General features: G+C 40.2%; 13 protein-coding genes. 6 read left to right on the top strand and 7 right to left on the bottom strand.

The window, feature by feature from the left end:
* Position 1: 1 nt before the first annotated feature.
* From JAO78_RS13125 to JAO78_RS13100, 6 genes are read left to right on the top strand one after another with little or no spacing between them, the layout of a single operon-like run.
* Complete coding sequence (locus JAO78_RS13125; protein ID WP_226751816.1) at positions 2-844, top strand: class I SAM-dependent methyltransferase; 843 nt, start codon at positions 2-4, stop codon at positions 842-844.
* 2 nt (positions 845-846) lie between these two features.
* A complete protein-coding gene (locus JAO78_RS13120; protein WP_226751815.1) occupies positions 847-2067 on the top strand; it encodes an ATP-grasp domain-containing protein in 1221 nt (406 codons plus the stop codon).
* A gap of 14 nt (positions 2068-2081) precedes the next feature.
* Positions 2082-2948 carry an N-acetylneuraminate synthase family protein gene (locus JAO78_RS13115; RefSeq protein WP_226751814.1) on the top strand — a complete coding sequence of 289 codons (867 nt, stop codon included), beginning with the start codon at positions 2082-2084 and terminating at the stop codon, positions 2946-2948.
* Positions 2941-3948 carry a hypothetical protein gene (locus tag JAO78_RS13110; RefSeq protein ID WP_226751813.1) on the top strand — a complete coding sequence of 336 codons (1008 nt, stop codon included), beginning with the start codon at positions 2941-2943 and terminating at the stop codon, positions 3946-3948. The genes JAO78_RS13115 and JAO78_RS13110 overlap by 8 nt, the downstream gene beginning before the upstream one ends.
* Complete coding sequence (locus JAO78_RS13105) at positions 3945-5912, top strand: polysaccharide deacetylase family protein (RefSeq protein ID WP_226751812.1); 1968 nt, start codon at positions 3945-3947, stop codon at positions 5910-5912. The genes JAO78_RS13110 and JAO78_RS13105 overlap by 4 nt, the downstream gene beginning before the upstream one ends.
* Before the next feature lie 10 nt (positions 5913-5922).
* Positions 5923-8490, top strand: coding sequence for a motility associated factor glycosyltransferase family protein (locus JAO78_RS13100; protein WP_226751811.1), 2568 nt, complete (start codon positions 5923-5925; stop codon positions 8488-8490).
* Between the two features lie 36 nt (positions 8491-8526).
* Here the strand turns inward: JAO78_RS13100 and JAO78_RS13095 are convergent, their stop codons facing one another.
* The 7 genes from JAO78_RS13095 to JAO78_RS13065 all read right to left on the bottom strand — a co-directional run bounded on the left by JAO78_RS13095 (position 8527) and on the right by JAO78_RS13065 (position 16026).
* Complete coding sequence (locus JAO78_RS13095) at positions 8527-11358, bottom strand: motility associated factor glycosyltransferase family protein (RefSeq protein ID WP_226751810.1); 2832 nt, start codon at positions 11356-11358, stop codon at positions 8527-8529.
* A 13-nt stretch (positions 11359-11371) separates the two neighbouring features.
* Entirely contained in the window at positions 11372-11677 is a 306-nt protein-coding gene (locus JAO78_RS13090; protein ID WP_226751809.1) for a hypothetical protein, read from the bottom strand.
* Positions 11677-12114, bottom strand: coding sequence for a flagellar export chaperone FliS (gene fliS, locus JAO78_RS13085; protein WP_226751808.1), 438 nt, complete (start codon positions 12112-12114; stop codon positions 11677-11679). Before fliS ends, JAO78_RS13090 begins: the two co-directional genes overlap by 1 nt.
* 9 nt (positions 12115-12123) lie before the next feature.
* The gene (gene fliD / locus JAO78_RS13080) at positions 12124-13584 is read right to left on the bottom strand and encodes a flagellar filament capping protein FliD (RefSeq protein ID WP_226751807.1); all 1461 of its coding nucleotides are present in this window, start codon (positions 13582-13584) and stop codon (positions 12124-12126) included.
* A 39-nt stretch (positions 13585-13623) separates the two neighbouring features.
* Positions 13624-14007 carry a flagellar protein FlaG gene (locus JAO78_RS13075; protein WP_226751806.1) on the bottom strand — a complete coding sequence of 128 codons (384 nt, stop codon included), beginning with the start codon at positions 14005-14007 and terminating at the stop codon, positions 13624-13626.
* 65 nt (positions 14008-14072) lie between these two features.
* The gene (locus tag JAO78_RS13070; RefSeq protein ID WP_226751805.1) at positions 14073-14903 is read right to left on the bottom strand and encodes a flagellin N-terminal helical domain-containing protein; all 831 of its coding nucleotides are present in this window, start codon (positions 14901-14903) and stop codon (positions 14073-14075) included.
* 283 nt (positions 14904-15186) lie between these two features.
* The gene (locus tag JAO78_RS13065) at positions 15187-16026 is read right to left on the bottom strand and encodes a flagellin N-terminal helical domain-containing protein (protein ID WP_226751804.1); all 840 of its coding nucleotides are present in this window, start codon (positions 16024-16026) and stop codon (positions 15187-15189) included.
* Between the last annotated feature and the right edge of the window lie 65 nt (positions 16027-16091).

The raw sequence follows: 16091 nt of genomic DNA, 5'->3' as shown, positions 1-16091 counted from the left end.
CATGAGCAATGCAGTCATTCAAACTAATGTTTGTGCAATTTGCGGCGCCACAGATATCAGTGATCTCATCATCAAGCATGACATTTCTTACGCTAAATGTGTGCGATGCAGAGTACTGCGGCATCACCCATACCCTTCTGCAGAACAAATAAGCGCATATTATACTCATTATCAAAGTTTAAAATCAGCGGGCTCCATCTATCTAAGTGACGATGGTTACTCAGTTTTTTGTCGAGACAAAAAATTAACGTTTGCTGATCTCGGCATAAAATTATCCGATTTCAACAACAAGCAAGTTTTAGATGTTGGCTGTGCGACTGGACAATTCTTGCAGATGATGCAAGATGCCGGCGCAACCAATGTTATGGGGTTAGATGCTAGTGCTGAATGTATAAATATTGCGAAAAGCAAAGGGCTAAATTGCCAGAATCAAGAATTTTTGGATCATCAACAACAATATCATGTTATTTCAATGTGGCATTTAATTGAACATGTTATGGACCCCATCGCATATTTGCATAAAGCATATGAACTTCTTCTTCCAGGCGGTTGGCTATTGATAGAAACTCCCGTTACAGGAGAATTATCAACAGCATTTGGAAGTGATTGGCGTTACTTGATGCCCATTGAACATCTCCACCTATTTCCATTTGATACCCTAGTGCAATTAACAAATCAAGCCGGATTCGCCTTACAACGCTTTACGCGATTTGGTAGCGGTAATGATAGTGGTACGGTTTCGCAACCCAACAAAGGGGCCATGGACCGATTTGCCAAATCTACTGGCTCAGGGGATACCTTGGCCATGTGGCTAATAAAACCCAATCAGCAAGCAGAGAAATAATTATGACCATGCAAAAAAAAGAGGCTATTCTCATCATAAGCGCAGGCATTATGCAAATTCCTGCCATTAAAACAGCAAAATCGCTTGGTCTGTATGTAGTTGCAACCGATCGTAACCCTCAAGCTGAAGGCTTTGCATTTTGTGATGAGGCCGTGGTAATTGATTCAAAAGACATTGCTGGGCACGTCAAATTTGCTCAAGATAATCAACAACGTTTAAACTTAAAAGCGGTATTTGCCGGCTCAGACATTGCCGTTACTGTTGCCGCAGTGACCAATGCGCTAGGTTTACCTGGGATACCAATGGATGTTGCGCAACGTTCTAACAATAAAGTATTGATGAAGCAGCGTTGGATTGAAGATGGTATTCCCACACCCTATGGTGCAGAAGTATCCAGTGAAGAAGAAGCACTAAAGATCCTTGAAAAGATCGGTTTCCCCGCGATTGTAAAAGCCGTTGATAATGCTGCCTCACGTGGCAGTATGAAAATTGATTCTGTGAGCCAACTAGCGATGGCCCTGCATAATGCCAAACAAGCATCTAAAACAGGTACGGCAATTATTGAACAATATGTAATTGGCACTGAGCAAAGTGTTGAAACTATCATATGGAATAATAAACATTATCATGTCGGCATGGCCGATCGTGAATTTGGTTTTCATCCCTATCATATTGAGACAGCACATGTTGATCCATCAGTACTAGATGAGACTCGACAACAGCAGATATATGACGTTGTTGATGCCGCAGCACGCTCGCTTGGAATTACCTTTGGGCCTGCTAAAGCAGATATGATTTTAACAGCGCAAGGGCCAATGATCTTAGAAATGACCGCTCGCTTAAGTGGAGGCTTTCATTCCCAGTACACCACTCCTTTAAGTAGTGGTAAAAATCCGATTAAAGCCGTGATGGAACTTGCCTTAAACCGGCCTTTAGATGAAAAACTGCTTCAGGATAGCGTGCATAAAACAGCAGTTTGTAGCGGTCTATTTCCCCCTAAAGGCAAAATAAAGGCTATTCATGGATTGGAAAAAGCGCGATCTATACCGGGTGTTGCTGAGATCATTTTGACTCGAAAAGCAGGTGATTATATCACCGATTTTATTGATAACGGTTGTCGCTTTTGCTGGGTTATCACCGTAGCGGCTAATGTAGAAGAAGCAAAAGCAATCGTCGCTGAGGTGGCCAATACTATTCATTTTGATATTGCACAGGACACCTAAAAGGAGCAGCTATTATGGTTCAGTTTATTGCCGAAGTATCCAGCAATCACGCCCGAGATTTAGCGCGTTGTTTTAAATTTATTGATGCCGCTGCTGACATTGGTTGTAGTGCAGTGAAGTTTCAATTGTTTAAACTGCGTGAACTTTTCTCAACTGAAGCACTCGCTTTTAAACCAAGCTTACTAGAAAGAGAAGCATGGGAATTACCTGTAGAGTTTCTGCCTGAGTTAGCCAATCATTGTCGTAAAAGAGAAATTGCATTTTGTTGCACGCCATTTTACCTGGACGCCGTTAAAGAACTGCAGCCTTATGTGGATTTTTATAAAATTGCCTCTTACGAACTTTTATGGGACGACCTTTTGATTGCTACCGCGTTAACGGGTAAACCTGTGATTTTATCTACGGGTATGGCAACGATAGATGAAATAAACCATGCGGTTTCTGTACTAAAAGCTAACAAATGTTCTGATTTAACCCTATTACATTGCACATCAGCTTATCCTACACCCTATAGTCAAGCTAACTTAGCTGCAATTAATACGCTTAAACAAGCAACCGGTTGCCAAGTCGGCTGGTCAGATCACACGGTGGAACCAGGAGTGCTGCAGCGAGCCATTCATCACTATGATGTTCAGACCATTGAATTTCATCTTGATCTCGACGGCTTAGGAGAAGAGTTTGCAACCGGCCATTGCTGGTTACCTGAGCAAATCGGACAAGTCATTTCTGATTATAAAAAAGCGATGCAAGCTGACGGCGATGGCGATAAAAAGCCAGTAGCATCAGAACTCGCTGATCGTGCTTGGCGAGCCGATCCGTCTGATGGTTTACGCCCTCTCGTATCGACCAGACAAACTTTAAAACCATCTAAACATGCATAAGCTTGAAAATCATACTATTTTGCTAGCTTGCCATGCTGGCAGTAAAATAGGCTTGGGGCATCTAAGCCGTATTAGTGTTGCTGCGCAACATTTAAAACCGCTGGGGTATGAAATGCACTTGTTATTACAAAGTGATCAGCATATCTCTCAAGCATTCCCAGACTATTTAACGGTTCAGCAAATCGATTTTGAGCAGAATATTTCTGAAACAATATTAAAACAAGTTACTCGTTTAAACTGTCGTTTAGTTATATTTGATTTTCATTATCACAGTACACCAGATACATTCGCAACTTTGTTAAAAGCACTGCATGTTCAGCTAGTCAAAACCATAGCAATTGATGCACTAGCTGAATATATAGAGCTTTTAACTATGTTATACACCCCTTCTTTTCAAGTGAATCCCACTTTATCTGCTTGGCAACAAGAAAAATGTCAATTCGGTTGGGATGCATTTTTATTAAAAGTATCGGCTGAAACCCTTGTTGAAAAAACCTATTCATTATTGATTTTAACAGGCGGTGCGGATACGACCAACTTAGGAAAAGAATGGTTAATCACGCTTGATCGACTGTTACCTGAAAATTTAACTTTTCACTGGGTGCAAGGACCTTTTGCAACCGCACCTACAAAGCCCGAAAATACTCAGCGAGAGATACATATTCATCGTAACTTGCCTAACCTTGCCAAACTCATGAACACCGTCACATTTGCAGTCACACTGTATGGCATCAGTTTTTATGAACTGCTCTATTACGGTGTTCCCTGCGTGGTCTTCTCACCATACGGAAACAAGGACGAACAAGAGCTTAATGAGATAAGTAAACAGCAGCTAGCCTTAGTCGCGAAAAATGAAATTGATGCGACTACACAACTACAACGCCTCATTAGTTCAAAAACACTGAGTCAGTGTTTAGCGATAAACGCCCAAAAACGTCTTGCTGGCGCAAACGGTGATAAATTACGTCACTGCGTCTCAACGTTATTGGAGGCAAAATGAAGCGTGGTTATCTTTTATTTCATCTAAATTTAGCGTTTTCCTCAATAGCAGAATCAGCTCGACCGGAAGTGATTCAACAATGTTACTGGCCAATACTTGAACTCATTGAAAAAAGCAACATCCCCATTGGCATAGAATTGACAGGATGGACATTACAACAAATCAATCATCTTGATCCGGTATGGGTTAATAAATTTAAAACATTGTTAGCACAGCAGCGCTGTGAATTGATTGGTAGCGGTTGGAGCCAATTAATTGGCCCGCTAGTTCCTTTTCAAGTTAATCTGTGGAATCAAAAACTCGCTTTAGCGCTTTATCAAACGCTTTTAAACTATCGTCCCACTCTCGTGCTAGTGAATGAAATGGCGTTTGCAAGTAGTCTTGTTGAACTCTATCAACAAGTAGGCTATCACGGTCTGATTATGGATAGAGATAACATTCGTCTTGCCCTAAAATATGAACATCATGACATGCCGACGCATGCCTGTGGAGTAACCACAACTAAACTCCCTGTGCTCTGGTCAGACTCGGTCTTATTTCAGCGTTTGCAAAGAGCTGTTCATGGCGATATTCCGATAGTTCAATATCTGAACTTTGTGCAGCAAAGAATGGCAAGTGAAGAATTGCCGTTAGCTATTTACGCAAATGATGCTGAAGTATTTAATTATCGTCCAGGCAGGTTCAGTACTGAAGGTAAAACCCACCCTGAAGGGGAGTGGACTAGACTGCAACGTATCCTAAAACAATTACAAGAACAAACTGGAATTGAATTTATTAGCCCAACAGACGCGTTGAAACTCAGTAAGCTGCAACCAGAAAATGCCATGAGGCTCTCTTCATTAAATCAGCCTATACCAGTTAAAAAACAGGCAAAATATAATGTTAATCGCTGGGCAGCTGCTGGCAGAGACAATATATGGTTAAATACACAATGCCACTCCCAATACCAACAGCTAAGCCATGACGCTAATTCATATCAATGGCAAACCCTATGCGAATTGTGGGCAAGTGATTTTCGCACACATATTACCCAAGAGCGTTGGCTATCTTGCTTACAAAAACTGTCCACGATTGACCGTGTAACCTCTCCATCAACAGTTCAAACTTTAGCATCAGATACTGAAAATAAGCTTGAGCTCAAGATTGATGATGAAGCAATTTATTGGCACTTAGCGACGTCTCAAATTAAATTAACACTTAACCTTCGTCGCGGTATGAGTATTGACAGCTTGGCATTCAAAAGCTGGCAATTCAAACCATTACTGGTAACCAAACATCAAGGCTATTTTGATACGATTGCACTAGCGGCAGATTTTTACTCAGGTGGTTTAATTATTGAAATGCCCGGACTTCGGCGCAGAATAACTGATTTAGAATGGGTCAATCCTGAGTTAACTGATGAGTTAAATTTTCATGTCATCACAGCAAAATTAGACTTAGCTCATTTTAATTTAACCAAGATCATCAAAATTAGTAAAACCACCGAAGAGCTTCGTATTAGCTATCAACTGGATCCCCCTGTTCGTAATGACGCTATTATTCGTCTGGGGATTATGACCATCAATATGACAGAGCTAGAGCAGCCGGCAACACTTGAGGTTTGGCAAGGTGGGGCTTTGCCAGAGCATTTCTCATTGGCAGATGAATGCGACCATACTCATAATGTTTCTACCTTGGTCTCTTCAAGCGCAAGCTTCGGTGCAACAACGGGTCAAATAAGTATTGGTGACCAACATCGAGCCATTACACTAAGTTGGAACCCCGCATTATGTGCTGCAGTGCCTTTATTATTAAACCGCCGCTACAAACAACAACATCTAACAAGGATATTTTTTTCGTTAAGTGAGTTAGACGATACATTTAAGGCTGGCGGTCATTTACTCAATTTTGAACTGGCCATAACACCAGGTAGCTTAAGTCGTGCTGAAGAGTCTCAAATACCTAGCGTCATGATACAACAATAAGCAGAGCAGTATGTTTGAATCAATTAACTATCATGTCGACTTAGACACTGAATGCCAAGCAGAAGCCGAAGCCGCCGCAGCTGTAGCGATAGTTCAGCGAAGCACAAAAAACATACAGGCAATCACACGGCAAATTCCATCGTTAGCTGAGATAATAAAGCAAAAACCCCAACGATATGAAATAGTTGTAAACGGGAACAAGACTCTGAACTTGTGTTTAAAAACAGCTGGGGCAATGCTTTACGGACAAGACCCAGAAGCCGAAGCAGCCAATGCTGTAGCACAGTTTTTAGATAGCAAATCACTGCCTCAATCCAACTTAGTGTTAGTGATTATCGGTGTTGGATTAGGCTACCACCTGCTGCCATTGTTGCAAAAAACGCTACCAAGATTTGTCATCTTCTACGAACCAGAACCTGATATTTTATTATTATCGTTACAGAGTGCTCCGTGGTTTGAAGTATTAACCCTCTGCCAAGCACAGGGTATTCAACTTTTTGTGCAACTGGGAACATCAGCAAAAAGCGTTAAAGCTGATTTAGATGAGATGAAACAAGCATACTCTGATGCAGGACCTGTGTATTATTTTGAACATTTGCATTACCCACATTTAGCTTCAGAGTTATATCAGCAAGAACACAGTGACAATTCTAAGTATTGTGCGCTAACACCACAGTTTTTAGCCAGTGCCATCTCCCAGGTTAACCCTAGGACCATTTCACTATCATTAAGCCATAATGAACAAGAGTGTTTTAGAAAAAACCTTGCATGGCTTGCCAAAAATCAATCTTCGCTTTATCAAAAATTGCACTCATATCAATGGCAAAACTGGCAACTTGTAATATGGCAGCAGCATTATGCAATGCAAGATAAATGTGGAAAAGTCTTCTCAGTCAGTGCAAACAAAGCGCATCGAGGCACAATAAAACAGTCCTCATTAACACAAGATCCGGTTGTGTTTGACTTTAGCTTACCGGAAAAATTACTTAACACTGCGTTTGCAACGTTATTTAAAAACGTTAAACAATTACAATTGACCATACAAACTGCGTCTGAGCAGAATGCTCACTTTGTTACTGAGCGGATTTTACTGGGTAGTGCTGACTATGAAGCCTGTGGCAAAGCACTAGAAAATTCAGAGTATCTTTTGGTTCTAGAGCCAGATACAGACTTTCTTTACGCGTCACTTTTTACTATAGCCTGGTACCAATTTAAAGGAGACTTGTATTTTTGCCAGCAGACTGCAGAGGTTGAGCAACGCATTACAGCTCAGTATCAAAGTGGACAACTCCAGCTAACAGATATCTTTATCGATCAACCATATTATGAAAAAACGCTATTCTCTGCTTATCACCTGTTATTAGAAATAGTGCAGTCTTGTAATGGTAAAAGCCATTATTTTGAAAAACAGTTTGCCAGTTTAAACCATTATTACCAAAATATATCCAACGCCACTTACCTAACAAATAAACAAGTTTCAGAACAAGCCCCTATATTCATCGTCGGTAATGGTCCCAGTTTAGACCTACATATTGATTATGTGGTAAAGCATCGAAAAAATCTTATTTTGATTAGCTGTGGTACGGCATTAATAACCCTACATCGTAATGGCCTTACACCCGATTATCACATGGAATTAGAGCGTGGTGCTGACACGCTATTTTATCTAAATAAACTACCCGCTTCGTATCTTAAACATCTGACCTTAATCGGTCCAGCTGATATACACCCAGCAATACTGGCGGTTTTTCAAAAAAATCTCTTAGTGTCGGTTGAAAACACAGATGTACATCGAGAGTTTACATCGAATTTCACTCATTTTAGCTTGCTGCAATTAAACTATTCTTACTATACCGTAACCAACTTTGCTGTTGATTTGTTTTTAAGTATAGGAGTTCAAAAACTCTATTTAATAGGCGTCGATTTCGGTTTTAAAAATCAAAATTCTCATCATGCACGAGATTCTGTTTATTTTCAGCAAGACGGTTCTCAACTATATGATTATGAACAAACACATGGTTCTGCTTACGTTATTAACGCAAATTTTGGAGGAGAATGTTTAACTATTTCCAGCTTTGATATGGCGAGAAAATTAATGGGAGAACGTATTGCATTATCACCTGCTCAGCAGGTGTTTAATTGTAATGACGGAGCAGCGATCACTTCAAGCATCCCACTTCGCATACCTAACATTACTTGCACATTGTCAACCACAAATGCTTTCAAACAAGATTTTTTGACATTATTCGTAGAGGCTAATCTTACGATTAAATTTGAAGAACTGACTCAACAATTTAAGGAAAAGGGACAATATTGTGTGAAACAGCTTCTGAGTTGTTTAGATGAAAATATAAATGCGGCGCCTATATATATTGCCTCACTGCAACGCCAAATTCTCAATTCAACAATAGCGAGTAAATTAGATCACAGTTATACACTCTTTGATGGTTCGCTACGTTATTTTGAAATGGTCAGCAGCAGGTTTTATCGATGCCAAGCTGAAACACAAACTAACTTAGCTCTTTGCCAGTTTTGGCGCACTTATCTGCAACATTGTTTATTTCGCTTGAGTTTGTAGGGTTATTAACCTAAAAATTATGCATTTCGATAAAACTCAACCCTTTGTATTTTCAGAAATAGATGACTCTTTATTAAACAAGAAACTTACATCCACAGCACAGTGTTTGAATGGCGCGTTAGTAAAGTCAAGATTGGCTTGCAGTAAGTACTCTCGCCAGATTTCTAACACGTTATTAAACACTTTAAGTTCTTCGAGCTGTTCAAGCGGTTCATTGCTAACTGGCAAGATGCGAGTCATAACACTCAACATATAGATAACACTACCACAAAGTAAATAAAAACCCAGTTTGTTATCAGAATAATAAGCTTCAATAAAAGTTTGCCATTGAGTATCAATCAGCTTTTTCGCGTCCTGGTAATTGTCTACATCAACCAAAAGCATAAGCATTTCATCAACCACGCCTGACAAACCGCTATGCTGCATCAAATCAGCAAATACTGCAGTGTGAAATTGTAATTCAGCCGAGTAAAAACACGATGTAAATAGTTCTTCGAAGTTCTTTAAAGATGCTGACTGTTCTATCGACACTAATATATTTTGGGGTCTTAATGGCATTGCTCCTTGGATATAAGCACCATCACTGCAATTATAAATAGCCGTATTTTTATTTAAGTTAGCAATCGTCATTTCTAAAATGCTGCGAGAAAAATCAAATTCAGCTTTTGTTTGCACACAATCTCTAAAATTACCTTTAATTTGTATACCTGCATTAAAAATTTTATCTGCATCCATCACGCCAGCACCATCATTATGATAATAAGCTGAGTGTTTAGAGTGATGTTGCTCAACGCTCAAATACCCTAAATCGATGCCAAAAAGATAGAGATGTTTAAAACCCAAGCTGGTAAAAAAATCTACGGAAAAGTTCGACACTGTAGGGTAAGCATGACTTAAAGCGCTAATATGTATACCTTGCTGCTCTAAATATGATCTGAAAAAATTGGTTGAAGACTCACCGTCTTTATACGCCAAATACACAGCCTTAAATAAACCCGCTGTGTCTGGATGAATCCCATTAACTGACAACAGCGCAATTTTCTTAAGCCACTGAGGATCCTCTACTTGGCTGATCCAATTAAAAGTGGCTCTATTCTGTTCAATTTCAGCATGATAATCAGGGGTAATTCCTAATCGATATAATGAACGTAAAGCAGTACCACAGCTTACAACAATAATGTTTTCACGATGTTCTTTTATGTAAGTATAACTTTCATCAAGGCTTGGCCCGTTTCCTACAATAAATATGGGGATATCTTGTAAGTTTTCCATACCTAATTTTTGTCGTTGCTGCTTTAAAAAATAATGACCACTTTTCATACTATGAAAAGTATGAGCCAAACTAAAGCGCACATGATCAAAGGTCTCCCCCATCGCCACTATAATCTTCAATTGGGAGTAAAGTTTCTCCAAAGCATTTCGCATACCTGGAGTGAGAAACGCTGGAAAAATTTGACTCTTGGCAATACCGTAAGCGCCGGTTTGATAGTATTGGCCCATGATATCTTGGAAATATTCTTCACCAGAGCCACCAATATTAAAATAAATCCGCTGTTTAGACTCTGCAATTTTTGTAAAAAGTGTAGCCCAATCTGTCACGAATAAACTTGCATAGAAAAAATCAAGATTCGGTTCAAATACAAACAGATTTTTGACTTCACGTTTAGATAGCAATATATCAATATGCAGCCCTAACCCAACACCCAAAACGATTAAATTATCAACATCCGTATTCTCATCAAATACACGAGGTTTTAAATTTTTAAATACGGGCTGTAACTTTTTAACCGCTTTGAAATGAACGTAGTTACTCATTTTTTCCAAGCCGCCTTGATTAAGAATGACTTGGTTGTCTAATGGACTATGCAAAAAACGTTCAACCATATGTGCTGATTGCTCAGTCACATCGTCATAAAATAACCCTTTTCGAGTATCACACCAGAGATTAAACTGCCCCTGTATGTCAACTACCCGCCAATCTTTGGGTATATAATCAACAAACACATGATATAAAATCGGATAATATTGCTTTAAGGCGACTAAATTCTTTTCGAATAGAGCAGTTTTAGGAGCATCTTTATATTGTTGATTAGCCAGAATTCCCGAGAAACGCTCCGAGATATAAACGTGATCATCAACATAACCAAGGAATTGTGGTCTTTGACGTAACAATTTCTCTGGTTGACCACTAAAAGCAATCAAATAATTAAATATTTCATCTGAAACGGGATGCGCTAAATGTCGATATAAGTAGCATTTATCGAGATTAGGAAGTAACTGCTGCAACTCTTGTAAATCAGCGGTTATCGTCGCACCGCTGTTACCTAGTTGAAGTGAAATCTGCGTATTTAAAGCTACGGCAGTCTCAAAAATCATTGCCCAATCAGTGGTGTGCAATGAAGTGATAAACAAGTCCATGTCGGCTTCATAAATGACTAAAACACTGGGTCTTACTTGCTTAATTAATGGTAAAAGATGCAAACCCAAACCAATACCAAAACTTAAGATAACTGCATTTTCAGACACAGCTGAATGAGACTGGGGCTGCAACGAAGAGGTTAAACTAACAATTGGAGCCGTTTGACAAAAACTGGCCACCTCATCCTTAATCTCTGCTTCTGGATTTTGACTATATAAAACACGACCGCTGGCAATTTCAACAATATTAAGCTGCTGATTTTTAGTTGAAAAAACACAATATCGTTGCGCAGAATATGCATTAATTTTACTATGAATGTCATTATTGAAATGTTTAAAAAACAGTAAGTTTTTTTGCAGTTCACGATTAAGTTTAATTGCTGCTTGTTGATCATTAATGAATTGAAGATCGGCATCTTCATCAAGAAAATCGCTCATCAAATTTAACATGCAAAAAACTCAGTTAGGTATTCTGGCGGTAATTATGGCTGGCTTTTCGACCTGTGTGAAGTTCTTTCAAATTTGTAACAACTTTGGTGTGTTCTGACAGAATATGTTGTCTTGTTTTATCAAACCAATGATTTAACGTCTGTAACTGCTCTACCGCCAGAGGGTCAGACTTAGCTGCAACAGCTAAGTCTGCAATAGTGCTGTCTAAATTTGAAAGCAAACAACTGATTTCTTGCGGGTCAAAATGTTCAGCAGACAATAATGCTTCTATCTCTGAGACAATGAGATCAATATTGACCGGCGGCAGCTGACTTAACATCAGATCCCTACAACCATTTGTTGGTCTCGCTGTCCTTGCAAACTATAGCCCTTTTCGCGGTCAGCCACTGAAATTTGATCCCAAGCTGATTTAATCGTCACCATTAAAGAAATGACATCGTCAATTTTCTCAATATCAAGGTCTCTACTAGCAATCGTTAAATGATTTAGCATGAAATCATACAATGAAAACAAATTATCTGATAACTCTCCACCCGCATCCATATCAAGTGAACCTTGAAGAGAACTAATAATCGCAATTGCCTTGGCAAGCGTTTGTGCTTTACCTGCAAAATCCTTTCGCTCAATAGCCCCTTTGGCTTTTGCCATATTTTCTAAAGCACCTTGCATCAATAATTGAATAACACGATGCGGATCAGCCACAGCTAAATCATCTTTTACACCAACTGACCTGTAAGCTTTAATACCATAACTCATAGTGACTCCTTAGCTCGAACTATTCGATGAAAACTTAGGAAGGCTAGACAATGCGGCCGTAACACTCGCCTGCTGACGTTGCATTTGACCCAAAAGAGAGTCTAGTGCAGCGTAACGCTTCCTAAGTGAATCTTCATAACTAGCTATGTATCGGCTGGCGGCTTCAGAAGCTTTAGTATTTTCTTTTAATTGTGACTGCAAAGTATCCTGACGATTAGATAAAATACCACCCGTTTTGGTGTATTCACTTAACAACGAGTCAAGTTGACTCACTAAACCTGCTTCACCGCCAAATAGCTTTGCTATTTCATCATATTTTTGGTCTAGCGCATTATCAAACCGATTTTTCCCCGTCTCGGTATTAAATTCAGTACTGGTCGAAATTTCTAAATTACCATCTTTATTAAGAGTAATACCCAAGGCATATAAGCTATTTAAACCCTGAGAACTATCAGGAACAGTCGAACCTAAAATACCACGTAGCTGGTTTAATACGTTTCTGGGTAAGGAGTCTCCCGCAAGGGCACCGCTTTCAAGCGTAATAGAGCCATCGGCACCTAAAATACGATTACGTGTCAAATCATTGACTTGAGCAACAAGTGCATTGAAACTGCTAATAAAGCTATTAATATTTGTTTCAGCTGCCGTTTTATCAGTAGCAATATCAAGCTTTGCATTATTGCCGGTTGGCGTAACATTTTTGACTGTTAAGGAAATATCCTGCACAACATCTGTAAATACATTGCTGCTACTATTAAAAACGGTACCATCTACCTCGATTTGTGCATCTCTAGCGGCAGAGGTTAAATTCAGCCCCGCCACAGCACCACTGGGTATAGTAGATAAGGCATCAAGCTCAGCGTTGTCATTACTAATAACCAGGTCATTATTTGTTCCTGTAATATTAGAATTTAATACGAGTTTTGCGCCGGTAGTACCGCCAACATTCAAAATATTAGCGTTAACACCAAAATTCTCCGCTGAATCATTAATTTTTAAACGAAGTTCGTTTAAAGTCATTCCAGCTGTCACTTCTACAGTAAAAGATTTGCCGTCTGCCGTTAAAGTAAGATTACCCGCCGTATTAGATATAACCGCACTGGCATCGGCAAAAGAACCGTCAGTCGTTTCCAAACGACTCCCTTTGGCTAACTGATTCACTTTAATTTCGAAGCTTGAAGCCGCAGCGGTGTTTTTTGCCGTTGCCTCAATAAACGTTTTGTCCGCTTCTGGCTGAGTAATACTAACTGTTCTGGCTTTTAAACTGTCACTTGTAAGTTTTTTTGCCGCATCCAAGAAACCTGATAAAGCGGATTTGAGCTGACCAACACCAGAAAGTGAAGCGTTAAGCGTAGAAGTTGTTTTTTCAATTCGTGAAAACTTGGTTTGGCGCTCGGCGTTTACGAAACTTGACACTAATTCGTCAAGCGGTAAACCTGAAGCTGCACCCAAAAAGTTTATTGATGACATAAACGCCCCCTATGCTTTAACGTTTTCACTCTGATGATACTATACCTGCTTATCAACCAATACACCCAATGACTGTCCCATTTCTTCCTGAAGTTTTTTTATGTCCTGAGCAACCTTTATCAACTCCTCAGAAGGAATTTGTCTGATTAGCTGGTCATTACTTCTGTCCATAACCTTGATTATAGATCTACCTGAAGCTTCATCCACCATAAAACTCAATGAACGCTGTTCAAATATTGCTGCTTTGTTTACAATACTAAGTGCATTTTCGACCTCTGCAGCACTTGGGAGAACTGCATTAACTTTAGCATCTACAGCAGTTTCTTGCTTAGCCAAAGGCCTAAGCTGCTCGGCATTGGCAGCTTTACTATTAAAATCGGTTTTGTTAGTAATGGATACTGCAGCATTTGTGACTGTATTCATAATATCACCTCAACGGATAAGGCTAGATGAAGGCGCTTGCCTTCATCTGAGCACTTAAGACGTTATTATCCTAATAACGACAACGCGGCTTGTGGACGCTGATTCGCCTGAGCAAGCACGGTTTGGCTTGTTTGTTGCAGAATCTGCGCCCGAGTCAATTCCGCTGTTTCTTTGGCGAAATCGGTATCACGGATCCGTGCACGCGCACCTGACACGTTTTCAGAAACGTTAGTTAAGTTACGAATTGTTGCTTGGAAACGGTTTTGAACCGCACCCAAATCTGCACGTTTTCCGTCAACTGACGCTATCGCTTTATCGATTGCAATGATCGCGCTACCTGCGTTCGCAGACGTAGCGACTGTTGTACCCGCTATCGATAACCCTGCCGCACCCCAACCACCGGTCCGGTTTAAACTTACCGAAATGTATTCATTAGTAGTGCCTTTAGCACCAACTAAAAAGTTAAACGAACCGCCGCCGCTCAACAAAATACGGTCACCAAAACGTGTAGTACTGGCAATACGGCTGATTTCTACTTTTAGTGCTGACACTTCTTTTTGCAGTGCAGCTCTATCGGCAGTGGCATTAATACCATTTTGAGATTGAACAGCCAGTGTACGCATCCGTTGCAATGAAGTAGTAATCTCTTCCATCGCACCTTCAGCAACTTGCGCTAAAGAGATACCATCGTTGGCATTTCGAGCGCCTTGATCCAAACCATTAATCTGGCTGGTCAATCGGTTAGAAATCTGCAAACCAGCCGCATCATCAGACGCACTGTTAATCCGGAAACCAGAAGATAAACGCTTAAACGCGGTATCCAAGGCGCCGCCTGAGTTCATCAACTGACGCTGAGCATTCAGCGATGAGGTGTTAGTATTGACAAATAAAGCCATGAGTCACTCCTTAGTCATCGGCATATATCGCCTTTGACTGTAGTTTAAAGTACGGATAATCCGTTTAGCTGAGCCAAGCTGCAACTTGGCTTAACTTTGTATCGGCGGGCTTTAAATTTACTTTAGGTTTTTTTTAAATTATTTATAAGAATAATACTGCGGCGTTTAGGAAGGATAAAGCCGCCATATGGCGGCTTTATAATAAGCGAGTCACTCCACTGAAGCTTTTCCGGCAAGAAGCAAGATTACTGCAATAATCTCGATGCTTCAGCGCGTTACGCTATTAACCTTGTAATAAACTAAGTGCACCCTGTGGACGTTGGTTTGCTTGAGCTAAAACCGTCTGACTGGTTTGTTGTAAAATCTGTGCCCGCGTCAGCTCAGCGGTCTCTTTGGCAAAATCGGTGTCACGGATCCGAGCACGTGCGCCAGATACATTTTCAGAAACGTTCGTTAAGTTACGAATCGTTGCTTGAAACCGGTTTTGCACAGCACCTAAGTCAGCGCGTTTGCCATCCACAGCCGCTATTGCTAAATCTACAGCAGCAATTGCCGATCCCGCATTAGCTGATGTAGCCACCGTGGCGGTATTCACACCTAAACCAACTGAACCCCAACCACTCGTTCTAGACAAACTTACAGAAATATATTCGTTTGTGGTTCCTTTAGCGCCAACTAAAAAGTTGAATGCTTTATTACCTGTACCATCTAGTAGTAATTGATCACCGAACCGAGTTGTGGCAGCAATCCGACTAATTTCAACTTTCAATGCTGAAATTTCTTTTTGTAAAGCACCGCGGTCAGCTGTTGCATTGATACCGTTTTGCGATTGAATCGCTAAAGTTCTAATGCGTTGCAGTGAATTTGTAATTTCATCCATTGCGCCTTCAGCAACCTGGGCTAATGAGATACCATCATTAGCATTTCGTGATGCTTGATCCAAGCCATTAATCTGACTAGTTAAACGGTTAGAAATCTGTAAGCCAGCCGCATCATCGGCTGCGCTGTTAATCCGGAAACCTGAAGATAAACGTTTGAATGCAGTATCTAAAGCGTTGCCTGAAGATTGCATCTGACGCTGTGCGTTCAGTGATGAAGTATTGGTGTTTACGAATAAAGCCATGATGTATTCCTCGCTTTTTAACTGTTTAAGGCAATTTGAACTGCGTATTGCCTGTTTCTTGCCGT

It is taken from the genome of Alishewanella maricola (genome assembly GCF_016343785.1).
Lineage (GTDB): Bacteria > Pseudomonadota > Gammaproteobacteria > Enterobacterales > Alteromonadaceae > Alishewanella > Alishewanella maricola.
This window is presented reverse-complemented; position numbering and strand designations above follow the sequence as displayed.